This is a genomic window from Thioalkalivibrio sp. ALE12 (assembly GCF_000381105.1).
Classification (GTDB): Bacteria; Pseudomonadota; Gammaproteobacteria; order Ectothiorhodospirales; family Ectothiorhodospiraceae; genus Thioalkalivibrio.
In genome coordinates, this window is sequence record NZ_KB905906.1 from 344,522 (window position 1) to 359,513 (window position 14,992).

The 14,992-nt window shown below is 68.2% G+C and carries 16 protein-coding genes and 1 tRNA gene; 11 read left to right on the forward strand and 6 right to left on the reverse strand.

The features are described 5' to 3' along the window. Nucleotides 1–696, forward strand: a complete 696-nt coding sequence (locus F614_RS0104930; protein ID WP_026279312.1) for a 4Fe-4S dicluster domain-containing protein — start codon at nt 1–3, stop codon at nt 694–696. A 25-nt stretch (nt 697–721) separates the two neighbouring features. Further along, nucleotides 722–1,771: a DmsC/YnfH family molybdoenzyme membrane anchor subunit gene (locus F614_RS0104935; RefSeq protein WP_018877199.1), complete on the forward strand. Its 1,050-nt coding sequence runs from the start codon at nt 722–724 to the stop codon at nt 1,769–1,771. A 133-nt stretch (nt 1,772–1,904) separates the two neighbouring features. On the opposite strand, the gene F614_RS15045 is transcribed toward F614_RS0104935, so the two are convergent. After that, nucleotides 1,905–2,039, reverse strand: a complete 135-nt coding sequence (locus tag F614_RS15045) for a hypothetical protein (protein WP_018867741.1) — start codon at nt 2,037–2,039, stop codon at nt 1,905–1,907. A 626-nt stretch (nt 2,040–2,665) separates the two neighbouring features. Continuing rightward, nucleotides 2,666–2,742 (reverse strand) — tRNA-Arg (locus F614_RS0104945). Between the two features lie 185 nt (nt 2,743–2,927). Between F614_RS0104945 and F614_RS0104950 the strand changes: the two genes are divergently transcribed. Beyond that, complete coding sequence (locus F614_RS0104950; protein ID WP_018877200.1) at nt 2,928–3,812, forward strand: c-type cytochrome; 885 nt, start codon at nt 2,928–2,930, stop codon at nt 3,810–3,812. An 82-nt stretch (nt 3,813–3,894) separates the two neighbouring features. On the opposite strand, the gene F614_RS0104955 is transcribed toward F614_RS0104950, so the two are convergent. From F614_RS0104955 to F614_RS0104965, 3 genes are all read right to left on the reverse strand, one after another. Further along, a complete protein-coding gene (locus tag F614_RS0104955) occupies nt 3,895–5,400 on the reverse strand; it encodes a YifB family Mg chelatase-like AAA ATPase (protein WP_018877201.1) in 1,506 nt (501 codons plus the stop codon). 58 nt (nt 5,401–5,458) lie between these two features. Continuing rightward, nucleotides 5,459–5,719 (reverse strand): accessory factor UbiK family protein, encoded by a 261-nt coding sequence (locus F614_RS0104960; protein WP_018867744.1) that lies wholly within the window; start codon nt 5,717–5,719, stop codon nt 5,459–5,461. Nucleotides 5,720–5,783: 64 nt separating this feature from the next. Further along, nucleotides 5,784–6,506 (reverse strand): pteridine reductase, encoded by a 723-nt coding sequence (locus F614_RS0104965; RefSeq protein WP_019558395.1) that lies wholly within the window; start codon nt 6,504–6,506, stop codon nt 5,784–5,786. 82 nt (nt 6,507–6,588) lie between these two features. Here F614_RS0104965 and F614_RS0104970 point away from each other — a divergent pair, with 82 nt between their 5' ends. Together F614_RS0104970 and tsaD are read left to right on the forward strand one after the other, a co-directional pair. After that, nucleotides 6,589–7,788, forward strand: coding sequence for a class I SAM-dependent methyltransferase (locus F614_RS0104970; protein WP_018867746.1), 1,200 nt, complete (start codon nt 6,589–6,591; stop codon nt 7,786–7,788). A gap of 76 nt (nt 7,789–7,864) precedes the next feature. Then, a complete protein-coding gene (gene tsaD, locus F614_RS0104975; protein ID WP_026279313.1) occupies nt 7,865–8,896 on the forward strand; it encodes a tRNA (adenosine(37)-N6)-threonylcarbamoyltransferase complex transferase subunit TsaD in 1,032 nt (343 codons plus the stop codon). A gap of 30 nt (nt 8,897–8,926) precedes the next feature. Here the strand turns inward: tsaD and plsY are convergent, their stop codons facing one another. Continuing rightward, nucleotides 8,927–9,541: a glycerol-3-phosphate 1-O-acyltransferase PlsY gene (gene plsY / locus F614_RS0104980; RefSeq protein WP_019558396.1), complete on the reverse strand. Its 615-nt coding sequence runs from the start codon at nt 9,539–9,541 to the stop codon at nt 8,927–8,929. Between the two features lie 47 nt (nt 9,542–9,588). On the opposite strand from plsY, the gene F614_RS0104985 reads away from it, so the two are divergent. From F614_RS0104985 to ccoP, 6 genes are all read left to right on the forward strand, one after another. Continuing rightward, nucleotides 9,589–10,413 carry an alpha/beta fold hydrolase gene (locus F614_RS0104985; protein WP_019558397.1) on the forward strand — a complete coding sequence of 275 codons (825 nt, stop codon included), beginning with the start codon at nt 9,589–9,591 and terminating at the stop codon, nt 10,411–10,413. Beyond that, entirely contained in the window at nt 10,410–11,282 is an 873-nt protein-coding gene (bioC, locus tag F614_RS0104990; RefSeq protein ID WP_018875943.1) for a malonyl-ACP O-methyltransferase BioC, read from the forward strand. The genes F614_RS0104985 and bioC overlap by 4 nt, the downstream gene beginning before the upstream one ends. A 205-nt stretch (nt 11,283–11,487) precedes the next feature. After that, on the forward strand, nt 11,488–12,972 hold the full coding sequence (ccoN, locus tag F614_RS0104995; protein WP_028485053.1) for a cytochrome-c oxidase, cbb3-type subunit I: 1,485 nt from the start codon (nt 11,488–11,490) through the stop codon (nt 12,970–12,972). 19 nt (nt 12,973–12,991) lie between these two features. Next, nucleotides 12,992–13,726, forward strand: coding sequence for a cytochrome-c oxidase, cbb3-type subunit II (gene ccoO / locus F614_RS0105000; RefSeq protein WP_018877206.1), 735 nt, complete (start codon nt 12,992–12,994; stop codon nt 13,724–13,726). Nucleotides 13,727–13,744: 18 nt separating this feature from the next. Beyond that, nucleotides 13,745–13,963 carry a cbb3-type cytochrome c oxidase subunit 3 gene (locus F614_RS0105005; RefSeq protein WP_026279315.1) on the forward strand — a complete coding sequence of 73 codons (219 nt, stop codon included), beginning with the start codon at nt 13,745–13,747 and terminating at the stop codon, nt 13,961–13,963. Beyond that, nucleotides 13,960–14,889 carry a cytochrome-c oxidase, cbb3-type subunit III gene (gene ccoP / locus F614_RS0105010; protein WP_018867754.1) on the forward strand — a complete coding sequence of 310 codons (930 nt, stop codon included), beginning with the start codon at nt 13,960–13,962 and terminating at the stop codon, nt 14,887–14,889. The genes F614_RS0105005 and ccoP overlap by 4 nt, the downstream gene beginning before the upstream one ends. The last annotated feature ends 103 nt before the right edge of the window (nt 14,890–14,992 follow it).

Sequence of the window (14,992 nt, forward strand, 5' to 3'; positions counted from 1 at the left end):
ATGCGACTTGGACTCGTAATCGACATGGATACCTGCGTGGGCTGTCACGCCTGCGCGGTGGCCTGCAAGCAGTGGAACACCAGCGGTACCACCGGCGCGCTGACCGACTATCGCCCCTATGGCGAGGACCCCAGCGGCGTGTGGTTCAACCGTATTCGCCACTACGAAGTCGGCGATTATCCCAACAACAAGACCGTGAACATCCCGATGTCCTGCATGCACTGCCAGCATGCTGACTGCGTGAACGTCTGCCCGACCGGCGCCTCCTACAAGCGCCCGGAAGACGGCATCGTGCTGGTCGACCAGGACAAGTGCATGGGCTGCAACTACTGCGCCTGGGCCTGCCCCTACGGCGCCCGCGAGCTGGACCGCGAAGACGGCGTGATGAAGAAGTGCACGCTGTGCGTGGACCGCATCTACGACGAGCAGCTGCCGCCGGAAGAGCGCCAGCCCGCCTGCGTGATCACCTGCCCGGCGCACGCCCGGTTCTTCGGTGACTTCGACGATCAGGACTCCGAGGTCAGCCGCCTGGTGCGCGAGCGCGGCGGCGTGAAGCAGATGCCGGAGCTGGGCTACAAGCCGGTCAACACCTATCTGCCCCCGCGTATCACCCGCCCGATCCCCACCGACGATGTGCGCGCCAACAAGCTCGTCACCTCGGTGAAGGACTGGGTCAACAAGATGGTCGCGCGCTAGGCGCGGCCCGAACGGGAGAATTCATATGCATCCGGCATTTTCCGTCATCCTGTTTACCGTCATCTCGGGTGCGGGCTACGGCCTGTTCATCCTGCTGGCGGCCTTCCATCTCGCGGGTATCGGCCCGGCCATGAGCCACGGCGAGCTGCTGGCGCACGGCCTGGTGTCGCTGGGCATGATCACCCTGGGGCTGATGCTCTCCACCGGCCACCTGGCGAACAAGAAGAACGCCTGGCGTTCCTTCATGCGCTTCAAGACCTCCTGGCTGTCGCGCGAGGCCGTGTTCGCGGTGCTGTTCTATCCCTTCGCCGGTATCTACGGCCTGGGTGTGCTGCTGCAGGGTTCGGCCATCGGGCCGCTGCCCGCCATGGCCGGCGCGATCGCGGCCGTGCTGGCCGTGATCACCCTGTTCTCCACCGGCATGATCTACGGCTGCCTGAAGACCATCCGCCAGTGGAACACGGCGCTGACCCCGGCGAATTACATCATGCTGGGCATCGCGACCGGCACCACGCTGTTCGCCGCCATCGCCGCGGTGTTCGGCAATGCCACCACGCTGCATGCGGGCGTGGCCATCGTCGCGCTGCTGGCCGCCGCGTTGCTCAAGGGGATCTACTACTTCTGGATCTCGCGCGTGAACGGTCCGACCATCAACACCGCGACCACCTTCAACCGGGCGACGGTGCGTCTGCTGGATACCGGCCACACCGCCGGTACGTTCCTGACTGACGAGTTCGGTTACGACCCGCGCAAGGACACCATCGACAACATCAAGATGGGCGTCTTCCTGCTCGGCTTCATCGCCCCGGTGCTGGTCTTCGGTTCGATCCTCTCCGGTGCGCCGGCCGGTATCGCCTGGCTGGCGGCGGTCTCGAGCCTGGTCGGGATCGGCATGGAGCGCTGGCTGTTCTTCGCCGAGGCCAAGCACGTCGTGCGCCTGTACCACGGTGCCCAGACCTGCACCGACTCCCTGGCCGAGCCGAGCCGTGTCGGCCCGGAAGTGGCCGCGGATACTCGCCGTGGCGACGCGCCGCGCGCCGAACTGGGCGATACGCCCGGGGGCTCCGGCTCCTGAGTCGGACGCAACCACACGGGTTACCCGGGCGCTCCGGGTAACCCGCATCAAAGGCCAGGGCAGCGGTCATCTGCAGCCCTGGCCTTTTCTGTTTCGAGGGGGCAGCCCCGCCCCGAGCGGGGTCCGTCCTGCCCTACCGGCCCTTGTCGTTCTCGTGCATCCCGTGAATGATGAAGTACCCCACGTACGCGAAGAAGGCCACGATGCCCACCAGCGTCACGATCGTCAGGATTCCGATGGGCGACTGAAACATGATTTCCATCAGCATGATCTTTCCTCCGGTTGGGTCCATGCACCTTCGACGCTAGCCCCCGGAATCGGCCTCCGATTTGATCCAGATCATGCCGGGCGACGATTCGGGATGCACGGGACGTCGCTGTGGCGGGTGTGGGGCGAGCGGAGGCCGGTGGGGCTTCGGTGCGTATCCCGCAAGCAGGCGAGAATGCCAGGGCTGCTGCGCGGGTCTCGGCTCGAACGGTAGGTTGGCAGGGTTGGGTTCGGGGGTGTTCAGGCGTCGCGCCCGAGAGGGTGAGCCGGGGTTTCGCGAAGCATGGCTTCGCGCCGGCGAACGCCCCAAGGCTGCCGCCGAGGGGCTGGACTGGCTGCGCCGAAGGTCCTTCGGGCCGGGACAGGCCGTGGCTGTGCTGCGCTCAGCCCGCGTTGCGGGCCTAGGCTCGAACGGAGGCATGGGGCCGGGTTCCGGGGTGTTCGTGCTTCGCGCCCGAGAGGATGGCTTCGCCGCCTTTGGCGGCTCGGTCCTTCGGACCGGTGCAGCCGGTGGCTGCACCGCGATGTCGGCCCGCGTTGCGGGCCTCGATTCGAACGGAGGTTCGAATCGGGCCCTCAGACACCCCATTACTTAGAAAGGGGCCACGAGGGCCCCTTTCTAAGTAATGGCGCGCCCGAGAGGATTCGAACCTCTGACCTCTGCCTCCGGAGGGCAGCGCTCTATCCAGCTGAGCTACGGGCGCAAGGGCTGCAATGATACGGGCGGGGCCGCGGGTGCGTCCAGCCATATTTGACCGCGCCGCTGGGTTTGTGGTCGCGCCTGGCATGATGCCCTATACTCTGCGCCCGATTTGCGCGTACCGCGCGAGCGCTTTTTGACAGGGCACACCACAAGGCCACGCATGGCCAGGATCTCGGAGGGAGAGAAGTGGGAAATCAACCGATCAAGATGGACACCGGGAACAAGGTGTTGCTTTTTATCGCATCCCTGGCCCTGCTGGCCACGGTGCTGTTTCTGGTGTCGCACCTTGCGAGCTGGATTGGGGGCATGATGGGCTCCCAGGCGGAGGCCGTGAGTGAGGAGCGTATTGCCGAGCGCATCGCGCCGATCGGCCGGGTGGTCTCTGGCGAGGTGGATTCCGCCGAGGAAGCCGCGGACCTCAGCCCGGGCGACATCTACGCCAACGTCTGCGCCGCCTGCCATGACTCGGGCGCCTCCGGTGCCCCGCTCAAGGACGACACGGACGAGTGGAACAACCGCCTGAACGACAAGGGTCTGGAGACCCTGTTCGAAAACTCGATCAACGGCATCGGCGCCATGCCGGCGCGCGGTGGCGACTCCAGCCTGACCGACGAGCAGATGCACGAGGCCGTGGCCTACATGCTCGACCAGGCGGGCGTCGATCACGACTACGAAGGTAGCGGTAACGGCGATGGCAACGGCAACGGCGACACCGCCGCGGACGCCGCCGCTGAAGGCGAGGAGCCGGTGGCCACCACCGACGCGGGCGAAGCGGCCGCCGAGGAAGAGGCCGAAGCCGTGGCCGCCATTGCGGTCGACGAGGGTGATGCCGAGCGCGGTCAGTCGCGTTACAACACCTGCGTGGCCTGCCATGGCGCGCAGGGTCAGGGCACCCCGGTGTTCCCGAAGCTGGCCGGCCGGGATGCCGACTACATCGCCGACAAGCTGGTGCGCTACCGCGCCGGCGAGACCGTTGGTGACCAGACGGCCCTGATGGCGCCGAACGCCGCGAACCTGTCGGATCAGGACATCGCCGATCTGGCCGTCTACGTGGCGACCTTCGAAGACTGACCGTCGCGCAGTACGTTGCGTAAAAAGGCCTCGCCCGGGAGACCGGGCGGGGCCTTTTGTTTGTGAGACGACGCTTCCCCGCCTATTGGGTGCGCCAGTGATCCAGGGCGCGGTAGCTCAGGGCCTCGGTCAGATGCCGGGTGGCAATCGCTTCCGCGCCGTCCAGGTCGGCGATGCTGCGCGCCACGCGCAGGATGCGGTGATAGGCCCGTGCCGAGAGACGGAAGCGCTCGGCCGCCTTGTCCAGTAGCTCGCGGTCGGTGGACGCAAGGGCGGCGTGTTGGTCGAGTCCCGCGCCATCCAGAGTGCTGTTGAGCCCCTCCTGGCGCGCCTGCTGCCGGTCGCGCGCCCGGGTCACGCGCGTCGCGACCGCAGCGGACGTCTCGGTGGGCTCGGTCGCGCCAGCCAGGTCGGCCGGCGGGATCCGGGGCACCTCGATGGCGAGGTCGATCCGGTCCAGCAGGGGGGCGGACAGGCGCTTGCGGTGCCGGGCCCGCTGCTCCGGGGTACATTCGCAGCGTTCGGCCAGGTCGCAGTCGAAACCCTGCGGGCAGGGGTTCATCGCCCCCACCAGCTGGAAGCGGGCCGGGAACTCGGCCTGGCGCGCGGCGCGCGAGATGTGGATTACGCCGGTTTCCAGCGGCTCGCGCAGCACGTCCAGCACCGAGCGGTCGAACTCCGTCAGTTCGTCCAGAAACAGCACGCCCTGGTGCGCCAGCGAGATCTCCCCGGGGCGCGGGGTGCTCCCGCCGCCCACCAGGGCCACGCCCGATGCGGTGTGATGGGGGGAGCGGAACGGGCGGGCCCGCCAGTCACCCCGCAGGTGGGTGCTGCCGCGCAGGCTGTGGATGGCCGCGGTCTCCAGTGCCTCCGCCTCCTCCATGGGCGGCAGGATGCCGGGAATGCGGGCGGCGAGCATCGATTTGCCGCTCCCGGGCGGGCCGACCATCAGCAGGTGGTGCCCGCCGGCCGCGGCGATCTCCAGGGCGCGCCGTGCCTGGTGCTGGCCGCGTACGTCCGCGAGGTCCGGGTGGCTCGGCGGTTCCGGCTCGGGCGGCCGGGCGGGTGCCAGGGCGTCGCGCCCGGCCAGCGCCGCGCATACCGCGGTCAGGTGTGACCCGGTGAGGACTCGCGCACGGCTCGCCAGTGCCGCCTCGGCGCCGTCCTCCGGGTTGACCACCAGGGCGCGGTCGGCATCCGCGGCGGCGAGTCCGGCCGCCAGTGTGCCGCCCACCGGCCGCAACTGGCCGTCCAGCCCCAGTTCGCCGAGGAATTCGTGTGCCGCCAGGGCTTCGGCCGGGATCTGCTGGCTGGCGGCGAGGATGCCGAGCGCGATCCCGAGATCGAAGCGGCCGCCGTCCTTGGGCAGGTCCGCGGGGGCCAGGTTGACGGTGATGCGCCGCCGCGGAAATTCGAAGCCGCTGGTCTGGATCGCCGCGCGCACGCGATCACGGCTCTCGCGCACCGCGGCCTCCGGCAGGCCGACGATCTGGAAGGCCGGGAGGCCATTGGCCAGGTGGGTCTCGATGGTCACCAGCGGGGCATGAATGCCATCGATGGCGCGGGCGTAGGCGATGGTGACGGGCATCCGTGCCCCTCCGTTCGGCCGCCAGGGGTCCGTCCCCGGCGGGTGGTTTCAGTGGTGGCTACTGCCCCGGGGTGTCGTCCGGCCGCCCCTCCAGCGCGGCTACGCGGGCCTCCAGTTCGGCGAGGCGTTCGCGGGTGCGCTCCAGCAGGGCGACCTGGATGTCGAAGTCCTCGCGGGTGACCAGGTCCATGCGCTCGAAGCCGCTTTGCAGCGATGAGCGGACCTGGCGCTGCACGTCTTCCTGCATATGGCGCACGGACTCCGGGAGGCTTTCGGTGATCCGGCGAGCCAGGTCGTCGAAGCGTTTGGAATCGATCATCGGGTGGTCTCCTGACGCGTGTTCTTGGTTCTGGCCAGTGTAGCGCGGCTGACCCCGGGTACGGCTACTGCGACGCGGAGCGGCCGCCATCCACCGGGATAACCTGGCCGGTAATGTAGGGCGCATCCAGCAGCAGGAACCGCACGGTGCGGGCGATATCCTCCGGGCTGCCCTCGCGCTTGAGGGCGGTGCGCTCGATCATGGCCTCGTGGGTGCCGGTATTCTGCGCATCCTCCGGCGCCAGGATCGCGCCGGGCGCAACCCCGTTGACCCGCACGCCGGGCCCCAGTTCGCGGGCAAAGGCCTGGGTCAGGGCCCAGAGCCCGGCCTTGGCCGCCGAATATACCGGGTAGCCCTTGAGCGGGCGCAGCGCGTGGATATCCACGATATTGACGACCGCGCCCCGCGCCCGCTGCAGCGCCGGGTTGCAGGCCTGGGTGAGGAAGGTCGGCGCCTTCAGGTTGGAGCCGATCAGGTCGTCCCAGGCGGATTCGCGGATCTCGCCCACGGGGGTTGGATAGAACGTCGAGGCGTTGTTGACGAGAAAGTCCAGCCGCCCCCAAGCCGCCTCGGCGTCGCGGGCGAGGACTTCGATGGCCTGGGGGTCGAGCAGGTCGGCCTGCAGGGTGCGGGCGCTGTCGGGGCGCACCGCGTTCAGATCGGCGGCGAGCGCGTCGGCCTCGTCACGCGAGCCGCGGTAATGGATTAGCACCCGCAACCCGGCCGCGTGCAGGTGCCGGGCAATGGTGGCGCCGACGCGCCGTGCGGCCCCGGTGATCAGCACCACGCCCGCCGGGTCGGGTGTCCTGCTCAAATTGTCGGTGGGTGCCTGCGCCACGTCCATCCCCGGGTTGGTACCATGCGTCGCCATGTTGCCGCCGAAACCTAGCACAAACGCCGCCGACGATCCGGTCGCCCGGGAGATCGCCGCGCGTCTGCGCATTCACCTGCAACAGAGTATTGCGGCGGGCCAGGGGTTCCTTCCGTTCGTCGATTACATGCAGGCGGCCCTGTATGCGCCGGGCCTGGGCTATTACGTGAACGGGGCCCACAAGCTGGGCGAGGGCGGGGACTTCGTCACCGCGCCGGAGCTCTCGCCGCTGTTCGGCGAGACCCTGGCGACCTGGCTGGCCCCGGTGCTGCGCGATGACCTCGACGGCGCCGGCACGCTGCTGGAATTCGGTGCCGGCAGTGGCCGCCTGGCGGGGGACGTGATCACCACCCTGCGCGAGCTCGGGGTGGCCTGGGGGCGGTACTGGATCATCGAGGTGAGCCCGGACCTGCGCGCCCGGCAGCAGGCCCACCTGCAGGCCCAGCTGGAGCCGGCGGAATACGCGCGTGTGGCCTGGCTCGATGCCCTCCCCGAGGCCCCCTTGCGTGGGGTGGTGCTGGCCAACGAGGTGCTGGATGCCCTGCCGGTGGAGCTGTTCCGCTGGCGCGAGGGGCGCGTGTGGCAGGTCGGCGTCACTACCGAGGCGGACGGGGCGCTGACCCTGGCCGAACGCGAGGCCCCGCCAGCCCTGGCCGAACCCGTGACGCGGCTGGCGGCCGACTATGGCCCCTGGCCCGAGGGCTACCTGTCCGAGTGGCGGCCGGCGCAGGCGGCGTGGGTGCGTGCGCTCGCCGAGGGGCTGGAGCAGGGGGTGGCCGTGATCGTGGATTACGGCTTCCCGCGGGCCGCCTATTACGCCCCGGAACGGCACCAGGGGACCCTGGTCGGCTACTACCGCCAGCAGATGATCCAGGACCCTCTGGCCCATCCGGGGCTGATGGACCTGACCGCCAGTGTCGACTTCACCGCTGTGGCCGAGGCGGCGGATGCCGCGGGCCTCGATGTGCTGACCTACGCCGGGCAGGGCGAATTCCTCCTGGGGGCGGGGCTGCCGCAGCGTTTCGAGGCCCGCGTCGGTAGCGGCGAGGATGCCCGCCTGACCATGCAGGCGGCGCAGGCCGTGCGCATGCTGACCCTGCCGGGCGAGATGGGCGAGCGCTTCCAGGTTATGGCTCTCGGTCGCGGCTGCGCGCATCTGCCGCTGGGGGGTATCCCCGATCGCCGGGGGCGCCTGTGAACCCCGGTCCTGGCGCAATGGCGCGGTCGTTCCGGGGATGCTTGGTGGCATCGACGAAACCCGGCATGCTGGCGCCATGAAGGTACTGGGTATCGAAACCTCCTGTGACGAGACGGGCGTGGCGCTGATCGACAGCGACCGTGGCCTGCTCGCGCACCGGCTGTACAGCCAGACGGATCTGCACGCAATCTACGGCGGCGTGGTGCCGGAACTGGCCTCGCGTGACCACATCCGGCGGCTCCTGCCGCTGGTGCGCGCGGTGCTGGAGGAGGCGGGCGTGGACGGGCCGGACCTGGATGCGGTGGCCTACACCGGCGGGCCGGGACTGCTGGGGGCGCTACTGACCGGTGCCTCGGTGGCTCGCTCCCTGGCCTGGGGCTGGGGTATCCCGGCGCTGGCGGTGCATCACCTGGAGGGCCACCTGCTGGCGCCGTTCCTGGAGGATACCGGGCTCGACTTCCCGTTCCTGGTGCTGCAGGTCTCCGGGGGGCATACCCAGCTGATCCATGCCCGGGCCCTGGGCGACTACGACCTGATCGGCGAGAGCATCGACGATGCTGCCGGCGAGGCCTTCGACAAGACCGCCAAGCTGCTGGGGCTGGGGTATCCGGGTGGCCCGGCGCTGGCGCGCCTGGCGGAACAGGGCGCGCCGGATGCCCTGCGGCTGCCGCGCCCCATGCTGGATCGCCCGGGGCTGGACATGAGCTTCTCCGGCCTGAAGACCGCCGTCCTGACCGCGCTGAAGAAGCAAAGTTACCGCCCGGAGGATGTCGCCCGCGCCTTCGAGGAGGCCGTGACCGACACTCTGGTCGAAAAGACCCGGCGCGGTCTGGAGCAGACCGGGGCCCCGGCGCTGGTGGTGGCCGGTGGCGTGGCCGCCAACACCACGCTGCGCGCGGGGCTGCAGGCCATGGCGCAACGCCAGGGGGTGCCGGTGTATTTCCCGCGCCCGGAGTTCTGCACCGACAACGGGGCGATGATCGCGCTGGCCGGGCTGCGGCGGCTGCAGGCCGGTGGCGTAGGGGATGCCGGGGCCCCGGTTGTCGCCGCGCGGGCCCGCTGGCCCCTGGCCGAACTGGAGGCGCCGGTTCCGGCCGGACCGGGCTGAAGCCCTGCCCGGCCCGTGCTCGGCGGGCCGTCAGTCTCCGGGGGCCGGGGCCTTGTTCTTCTGGCCGATCCGCGATTCCTCGCCGCGCATCAGACGGCGGATATTGCTGTCGTGGCGGATGAACAGGATTACGCTCATCAGCGCGACCGCGGCGCTGATCCAGTGATCCATGCCCAGCAGGATCGTGTACACCGGGGCCATGCCGGCCGCGACCAGGGCCGCCAGCGACGAATATCGCCAGATCGCGGCGACCACGAGCCAGGTGAGCAGCACCAGTCCGCCGGCCGCCGGGCTGATTGCGAGGATCACGCCAAGCGCGGTGGCCACACCCTTGCCGCCCTGGAGGCGGTAGTACACGGGGAACACGTGACCGAGGAAGGCGGCCAGGCCGATCAGGCCGATCGCCCAGCCGGGGAAGAGCTCCAGCTGGAGCGCGATGAACACCGGCAGCCAGCCCTTGCCGACATCCCCGATGAGCGTGATGATGGCCGCCTTCTTGCCGCCCGAGCGCAGGACATTCGTGGCGCCGGGGTTCTTCGACCCGGTGGTGCGCGGGTCCGGCAGACGCAGCAGCTTGCTGACCAGAATGGCCGTGGAAAGCGATCCCAGCAGATACGCGATGATGATGCCGATTGTAATAGCCATGAGCGGTGAGCCTGTCTGCGCGGATGGGCATGAGATTGCGAGCGCACATGATACGCAAGCCGGTGGCCGGCGTTCAGCGCGCTGAGATGGGGGGCGTGACCCGTCCGGTCCATGACCCGACGCTGGTGCTGTTGCACGGCTGGGGCTTTTCCGGCGCGGTCTGGGCGCCCCTGCGGGCCAAGCTGCCGGCCGGCACGCGGGTACTGGCGCCGGATCTGCCCGGTCATGGGGCCGCGGGCGACGGCTGGCGGCTGGCGGATGCGGAGGGCGCCGCCGCGGCCCTGATCGCCGCGCTGCCCGCGGACGTCGAGTACCCGGTCTGGGCTGGCTGGTCCCTGGGCGGCCTGGTGGCGCTCGCGGCGGCGCGCCAGTGGACGGGCCCGCAGGGGCTTGTGCTGATTGGGGCGACGCCGCGCTTCATCCGTAATGATGACTGGCCGGCCGCCCTGCCGCTGGCCGAGCTGGAGGACTTCCGCGCCGCCCTCGGAGGCGACCGCCGCCGACTCAATCGGCGTCTGGCGATGCTCTGTGCTCGCGGCAGTCCCGATGCGGCCTCGCTCGCGCGTGCGCTGGCGGATCGGATGCAGGCGGCCCCGGCCTCCCCGGATGGGCTGGCTGCGGGTCTGGACCTGCTACAGGACGCCGACCTGCGCGCCGCCTGGGCCGAGGTGCAGGCGCCGGTGGCGTGCTGGCTGGAGCCGGAGGACGCGCTGGTGCCGGCCGCGGTGGAGGCGGGAATGACGAGCTTGCGCCCCGATGGCCGGATCGGTCGCGGGGCGGGCGGTCATGCGGACTGGTGGGCGCGACCGCAGCGGCTGGCCGGATTTGTTTCCGAGTTTCTGGATCACTGCAGTGCAGGGGAGTCCGCATGACCCGACCCGACAGCTTCGATCTCGACAAGGCGCGGGTGCGCGAGGCCTTTGCACGGGCCGCTGCCACCTACGAGGAGCATGCGGTCCTGCAGCGCGAGGTGCAGGAGCGGATGCTGGAGCGTCTGGACTGGATCCGGATGGAGCCGGAACGCATCGTTGACCTGGGCTGCGGCATCGGCGAGGCCCTGGATCACCTGAGCCGCCGCTACCGCGGGGCGCGCCTGGCCGGCGTGGACTTCGCCCCGGAGATGGTTGCGCGGGCGCGGCGGCGCGGGCGCTGGCTGCGGCGGCCGCAGGTGGTCTGCGGTGACCTTGAGGCCCTGCCGCTGGCCGAGCGGTCCTTTGATCTGGCGGTTTCCAGCTCGGCCCTGCAGTGGTGCAGCGACCTCGACCAGGCCTTCGCCGAGGTGCGGCGTATCCTGCGCCCGGGCGGGCTGTGGCTGTTTACCACCTTCGGCCCGGACACCCTGCGCGAGCTGCGCGCCGCCTTCGCGACCGTGGATGGCGGCGCCGGGGCACATGTCAACGCCTTCATGGACATGCACGACATCGGCGATGCCCTGGTGCGATCCGGCTTTGCCGATCCGGTGATGGACCAGGAGGCCCTGACCCTGACCTACCCGGATCTGACCGGCCTGATCCGCGACCTGCGCGGGGTCGGGGTGCGCAACGCCCTGGCGGGGCGTTCGTCGGGTCTGTTTGGCCCCCGGCGTCTGGTGGCCGTCGCCGAGGCCTATGCCCGCGACTTCGGCGTGGAGGGTCGTCTGCCCGCGACCTGGGAGGTGGTCTATGGTCATGCCTGGGTGCCGGATGCGCCGCCCCCGTCGCGGCCAGACGGGCGCGTGATCCCGGTTCAGCCGGTTCGTTGATCTGGATCAACGAAAATGCCGCCCGCGTCCCTCGCGGGCGATCCACCGGAAGATGTATTCTCTTGGACAGGAAAAGTTCCGCCCGTCCCGCTCAATATCCGAGTTACACAGGCGGTATTGGTTTTTTGTGGGCCCGGAATGGGGTAGAGTTCACGCCCCCGAACCATCGGGACATCCGTGTTCCCCGCAGCAAGGTGGAAAAGTCATGTCACAAGCAGCCACTACGGCGGGTGCCGCACCCGCAGCGTCAGTCGCGACTTCCGAGCAGTACAACTACGCGATTATCAAGCGGTTTGCCATTGCCGCCGTCCTCTGGGGCGTGTTCGGGATGGCCGCCGGTGTCTGGATCGCCTCGCAGCTGGCGTTCCCGTTCCTGAACTTCGATATCGCGCAGATCACCTTCGGGCGCTTCCGTCCGGTCCACACCACGGCCGTGATCTTCGGTTTCGGGGGTAACGCGCTGTTCGCCACGTCCTACTACGTGGTGCAGCGGACCTGTCAGACCCGGCTGTGGAGTGACTCCATGGCGAGCTTCACCTTCTACGGGTGGAACCTGGCGCTGGTCCTCGGCGTGATCACCTACATGATGGGGATCACCCAGGGCCGCGAATACGCCGAGTTCAACTGGCAGATCGACATCATCATCCTGGTGGTCTGGGTCGCCTACTTCATGATCTACCTGATGACCCTGCTGCGTCGTAACCAGCCGCATATCTACGTAGCGAACTGGTTCTTCATGGCCTTTATCCTGGCCACCGCGCTGCTGCACATCTTCAACAACATCCAGGTCCCGGTCGGCCTGTTCCACCCGCATTCCTACTCCATCTTCTCCGGGGTGCAGGATGCGATGACCCAGTGGTGGTACGGCCATAACGCGGTGGGCTTCTTCCTGACGGCCGCGTTCCTCGGGATGATGTACTACTTCGTGCCGAAGCAGGCCGGTCGCCCGATCTACTCGTACAAGCTGTCCATCATCCATTTCTGGGCGCTGGTCTTCCTGTACATGTGGGTGGGCGCGCACCACCTGCACTGGACCGCCCTTCCGGACTGGGTCTCGACCCTGGCGGCGACCTTCTCCATCCTGCTGCTGCTGCCCTCCTGGGGCGGCATGATCAACGGCATCATGACCCTGTCGGGCGCCTGGGATAAGCTGCGCACCGACCCGATCATGCTGTTCCTGATCACCGCGCTGGCGTTCTACGGCATGTCGACCTTCGAGGGCCCGATGATGTCCCTGAAGAGCGTGAACGCGCTGTCGCACTACACCGACTGGACCGTGGGCCACGTGCACTCCGGCGCCCTCGGCTGGGTGGCGATGATCTCCTTCGGCTCGCTGTATCACCTGATCCCGCGGCTGTGGAACGTCAACCTGTACAGCCTGAAGCTGGTGTATGTGCACTTCTTCCTGGCGACCATCGGGATCGTGCTGTACATCACCGCGATGTGGGTGGCCGGTATCGGTCAGGGCCTGATGCTGCGCGCCTTTGACCAGTACGGGAACCTGGCCTACACCTTCACCGAGTCGGTGGTGTTCCTGCACAAGCCGTACGTGGTGCGTGCCATTGGTGGCGGGTTCTTCCTGGCCGGCATGCTGATCATGGCGTTCAACATCGCGATGACCGTTCGCTCGGGCATCAAGGCCGAGGCCCGCGAGGCCCAGGCCGCGTCCGCCGAAGCCCGCACGGCCTGATTAGGGAGAGACTAGATCCATGAAGCATGAAAGCGTTGAAACCAATGCCGGCCTGCTGATCATCCTCACCCTGGCGGTGATCAGCGTCGGCGGCCTGGTCGAGATCGTGCCGCTGTTCTACATCGACGACACGATCGAGGAAGTGGACGGCGTGCGTCCGTATACGCCTCTGGAACAGCGCGGGCGTGACATCTACGTCCGCGAGGGCTGCTACACCTGCCACTCGCAGATGGTGCGTCCGTTCCGTGACGAGATGCTGCGCTACGGTCACTACTCGCTGGCGGCCGAATCGCAGTACGACCATCCGTTCCAGTGGGGCTCGAAGCGCACCGGTCCGGACCTGGCGCGCGTGGGGGGCAAGTACTCCAACGAGTGGCAGGTCCAGCATCTGATCGACCCGCAGTCGCTGGTGCCGGAGTCGATCATGCCGGGCTACCCCTGGCTGGCGACCACGCCGCTCGATTACTCCGATATCGATCGTCGCATGATCGCGCTGAAGCGCGTGGGCGTGCCGTACTCGCTCACCGACGAGGAATACCAGGCCAACGTCGAGAAGTTCGGGGAGCAACACGCCCGGATGTTCGACATCCGCGACGCCGAGGACAATCTGGTGGCGCAGGCGCAGGCCGAGAACTTCGACGGCAACCCCGGGACGATCACCGAGATGGATGCCCTCGTGGCCTATCTCCAGGTCCTCGGGACCATGGTCGACTTCAGCGAATACGACGACGGGCACTTTGCCGAATTCCGGTAAGGGAGGACGGGCGCCACGATGACGGGACTTTGGGAATGGATCACGGATATGGGCAACAGCAAGATCGTTGCCCTCATCCTCTTCATGAGCACCTTTATCGGGGTCGTGATCTTCCTGTTTTCCAATCGTCGGCGTGCCCGGAAGTTCGAGACGTATCGCTACATTCCTCTGGACGACGATGATTCACATCGGGAGCCCGTGGCCCGGCGTGACAAAACCAAGAGTGACGAGCAATGAGCACACAGGACAACCGTGATAAGGACCCGAACCAGGTCGAGACCACTGGGCACGTCTGGGACGGCAACCTTCAGGAATACAACAATCCGCTCCCGCGTTGGTGGCTGTGGGGCTTCTACGCCACGATCGTGTTCGCGCTGGTGTACTGGCTGATCTACCCGGCCTGGCCGATTGGCGACAGCTTCACCAAGGGCTTCAACACCATCACCTTCGAGCAGGGCGGCGAAGAGCGCACCATGCACTGGAACACCCGTGCGTTGCTCGCGAAGGACATGCAGACCGGCACCTACGCGGTGCGCCAGCGCGAGATGCTGGAACAGGTGGCCGCCCAGGATTACGAAACGATCCTGCAGGACGCTGAAAGCATGAGCTTCGTCAACGCGTACGCCCAGGGCTCCTTCGGTACCTGGTGTGCGGCGTGTCACCAGGTCGGTGGCGCGGGCGTGGTCGGGCAGTACCCGAACCTGCGCAATGACCACTGGAAGTGGGGCGGAACGGTCGAACAGATCGAGGAAACCCTGCACCAGGGCCGCCTGGGCTACATGCCCGGGTACCGCGACACCCTGAGCAGCGACCAGCTGAATCAGGTCGCCGCCTACGTGCTGTCGCTGAACGACTACAGCGTGGATCAGGACGACGCCGATGCCGGCGCCCGGATCTTTACCGGGACCGACGGTGGCTGCTTCCAGTGCCACGGCATGGACGCCCAGGGGCTGACCTCGCAGGGCGCGCCCAACCTGACCAACGATCTGTGGGGTCTGGTCGACGTGCGCGGCGCGGAAAGCGATAGCGAGCGTCAGCGCCTGGTCGCCAATTTCATTCGCGATGGTATCCAGCGTGAGATGCCGGCATTCGGTGATCGACTGTCGGATGCGGAGATCAAGATGCTGACTGCCTACGTGCATTCCCTGGGCGGGGGGCAATAGGCCGGCTCCGTCGACCTGGCGAGCCCCGGGGGTGCGGAGGCCTGCCAGGATGCACGCGTTGACAGGGGTGCCCGCCGGGTGGATTGACGCCCGAGGGTGCCCC

Excerpts from the sequence above, each read along its gene's own strand:
- F614_RS0104930 (WP_026279312.1), top strand. The coding sequence starts at position 1 with ATGCGACTTGGACTCGTAATCGACATGGATACCTGCGTGGGCTGTCAC.
- F614_RS0104935 (WP_018877199.1), top strand. The coding sequence starts at position 722 with ATGCATCCGGCATTTTCCGTCATCCTGTTTACCGTCATCTCGGGTGCG.
- F614_RS15045 (WP_018867741.1), bottom strand. The coding sequence starts at position 2,039 with ATGCTGATGGAAATCATGTTTCAGTCGCCCATCGGAATCCTGACGATC.
- F614_RS0104955 (WP_018877201.1), bottom strand. The coding sequence starts at position 5,400 with ATGCCCGTCACCATCGCCTACGCCCGCGCCATCGATGGCATTCATGCC.
- F614_RS0104960 (WP_018867744.1), bottom strand. The coding sequence starts at position 5,719 with ATGATCGATTCCAAACGCTTCGACGACCTGGCTCGCCGGATCACCGAA.
- F614_RS0104970 (WP_018867746.1), top strand. The coding sequence starts at position 6,589 with ATGTTGCCGCCGAAACCTAGCACAAACGCCGCCGACGATCCGGTCGCC.
- tsaD (WP_026279313.1), top strand. The coding sequence starts at position 7,865 with ATGAAGGTACTGGGTATCGAAACCTCCTGTGACGAGACGGGCGTGGCG.
- plsY (WP_019558396.1), bottom strand. The coding sequence starts at position 9,541 with ATGGCTATTACAATCGGCATCATCATCGCGTATCTGCTGGGATCGCTT.
- F614_RS0104985 (WP_019558397.1), top strand. The coding sequence starts at position 9,589 with ATGATACGCAAGCCGGTGGCCGGCGTTCAGCGCGCTGAGATGGGGGGC.
- bioC (WP_018875943.1), top strand. The coding sequence starts at position 10,410 with ATGACCCGACCCGACAGCTTCGATCTCGACAAGGCGCGGGTGCGCGAG.
- ccoN (WP_028485053.1), top strand. The coding sequence starts at position 11,488 with ATGTCACAAGCAGCCACTACGGCGGGTGCCGCACCCGCAGCGTCAGTC.
- ccoO (WP_018877206.1), top strand. The coding sequence starts at position 12,992 with ATGAAGCATGAAAGCGTTGAAACCAATGCCGGCCTGCTGATCATCCTC.
- F614_RS0105005 (WP_026279315.1), top strand. The coding sequence starts at position 13,745 with ATGACGGGACTTTGGGAATGGATCACGGATATGGGCAACAGCAAGATC.
- ccoP (WP_018867754.1), top strand. The coding sequence starts at position 13,960 with ATGAGCACACAGGACAACCGTGATAAGGACCCGAACCAGGTCGAGACC.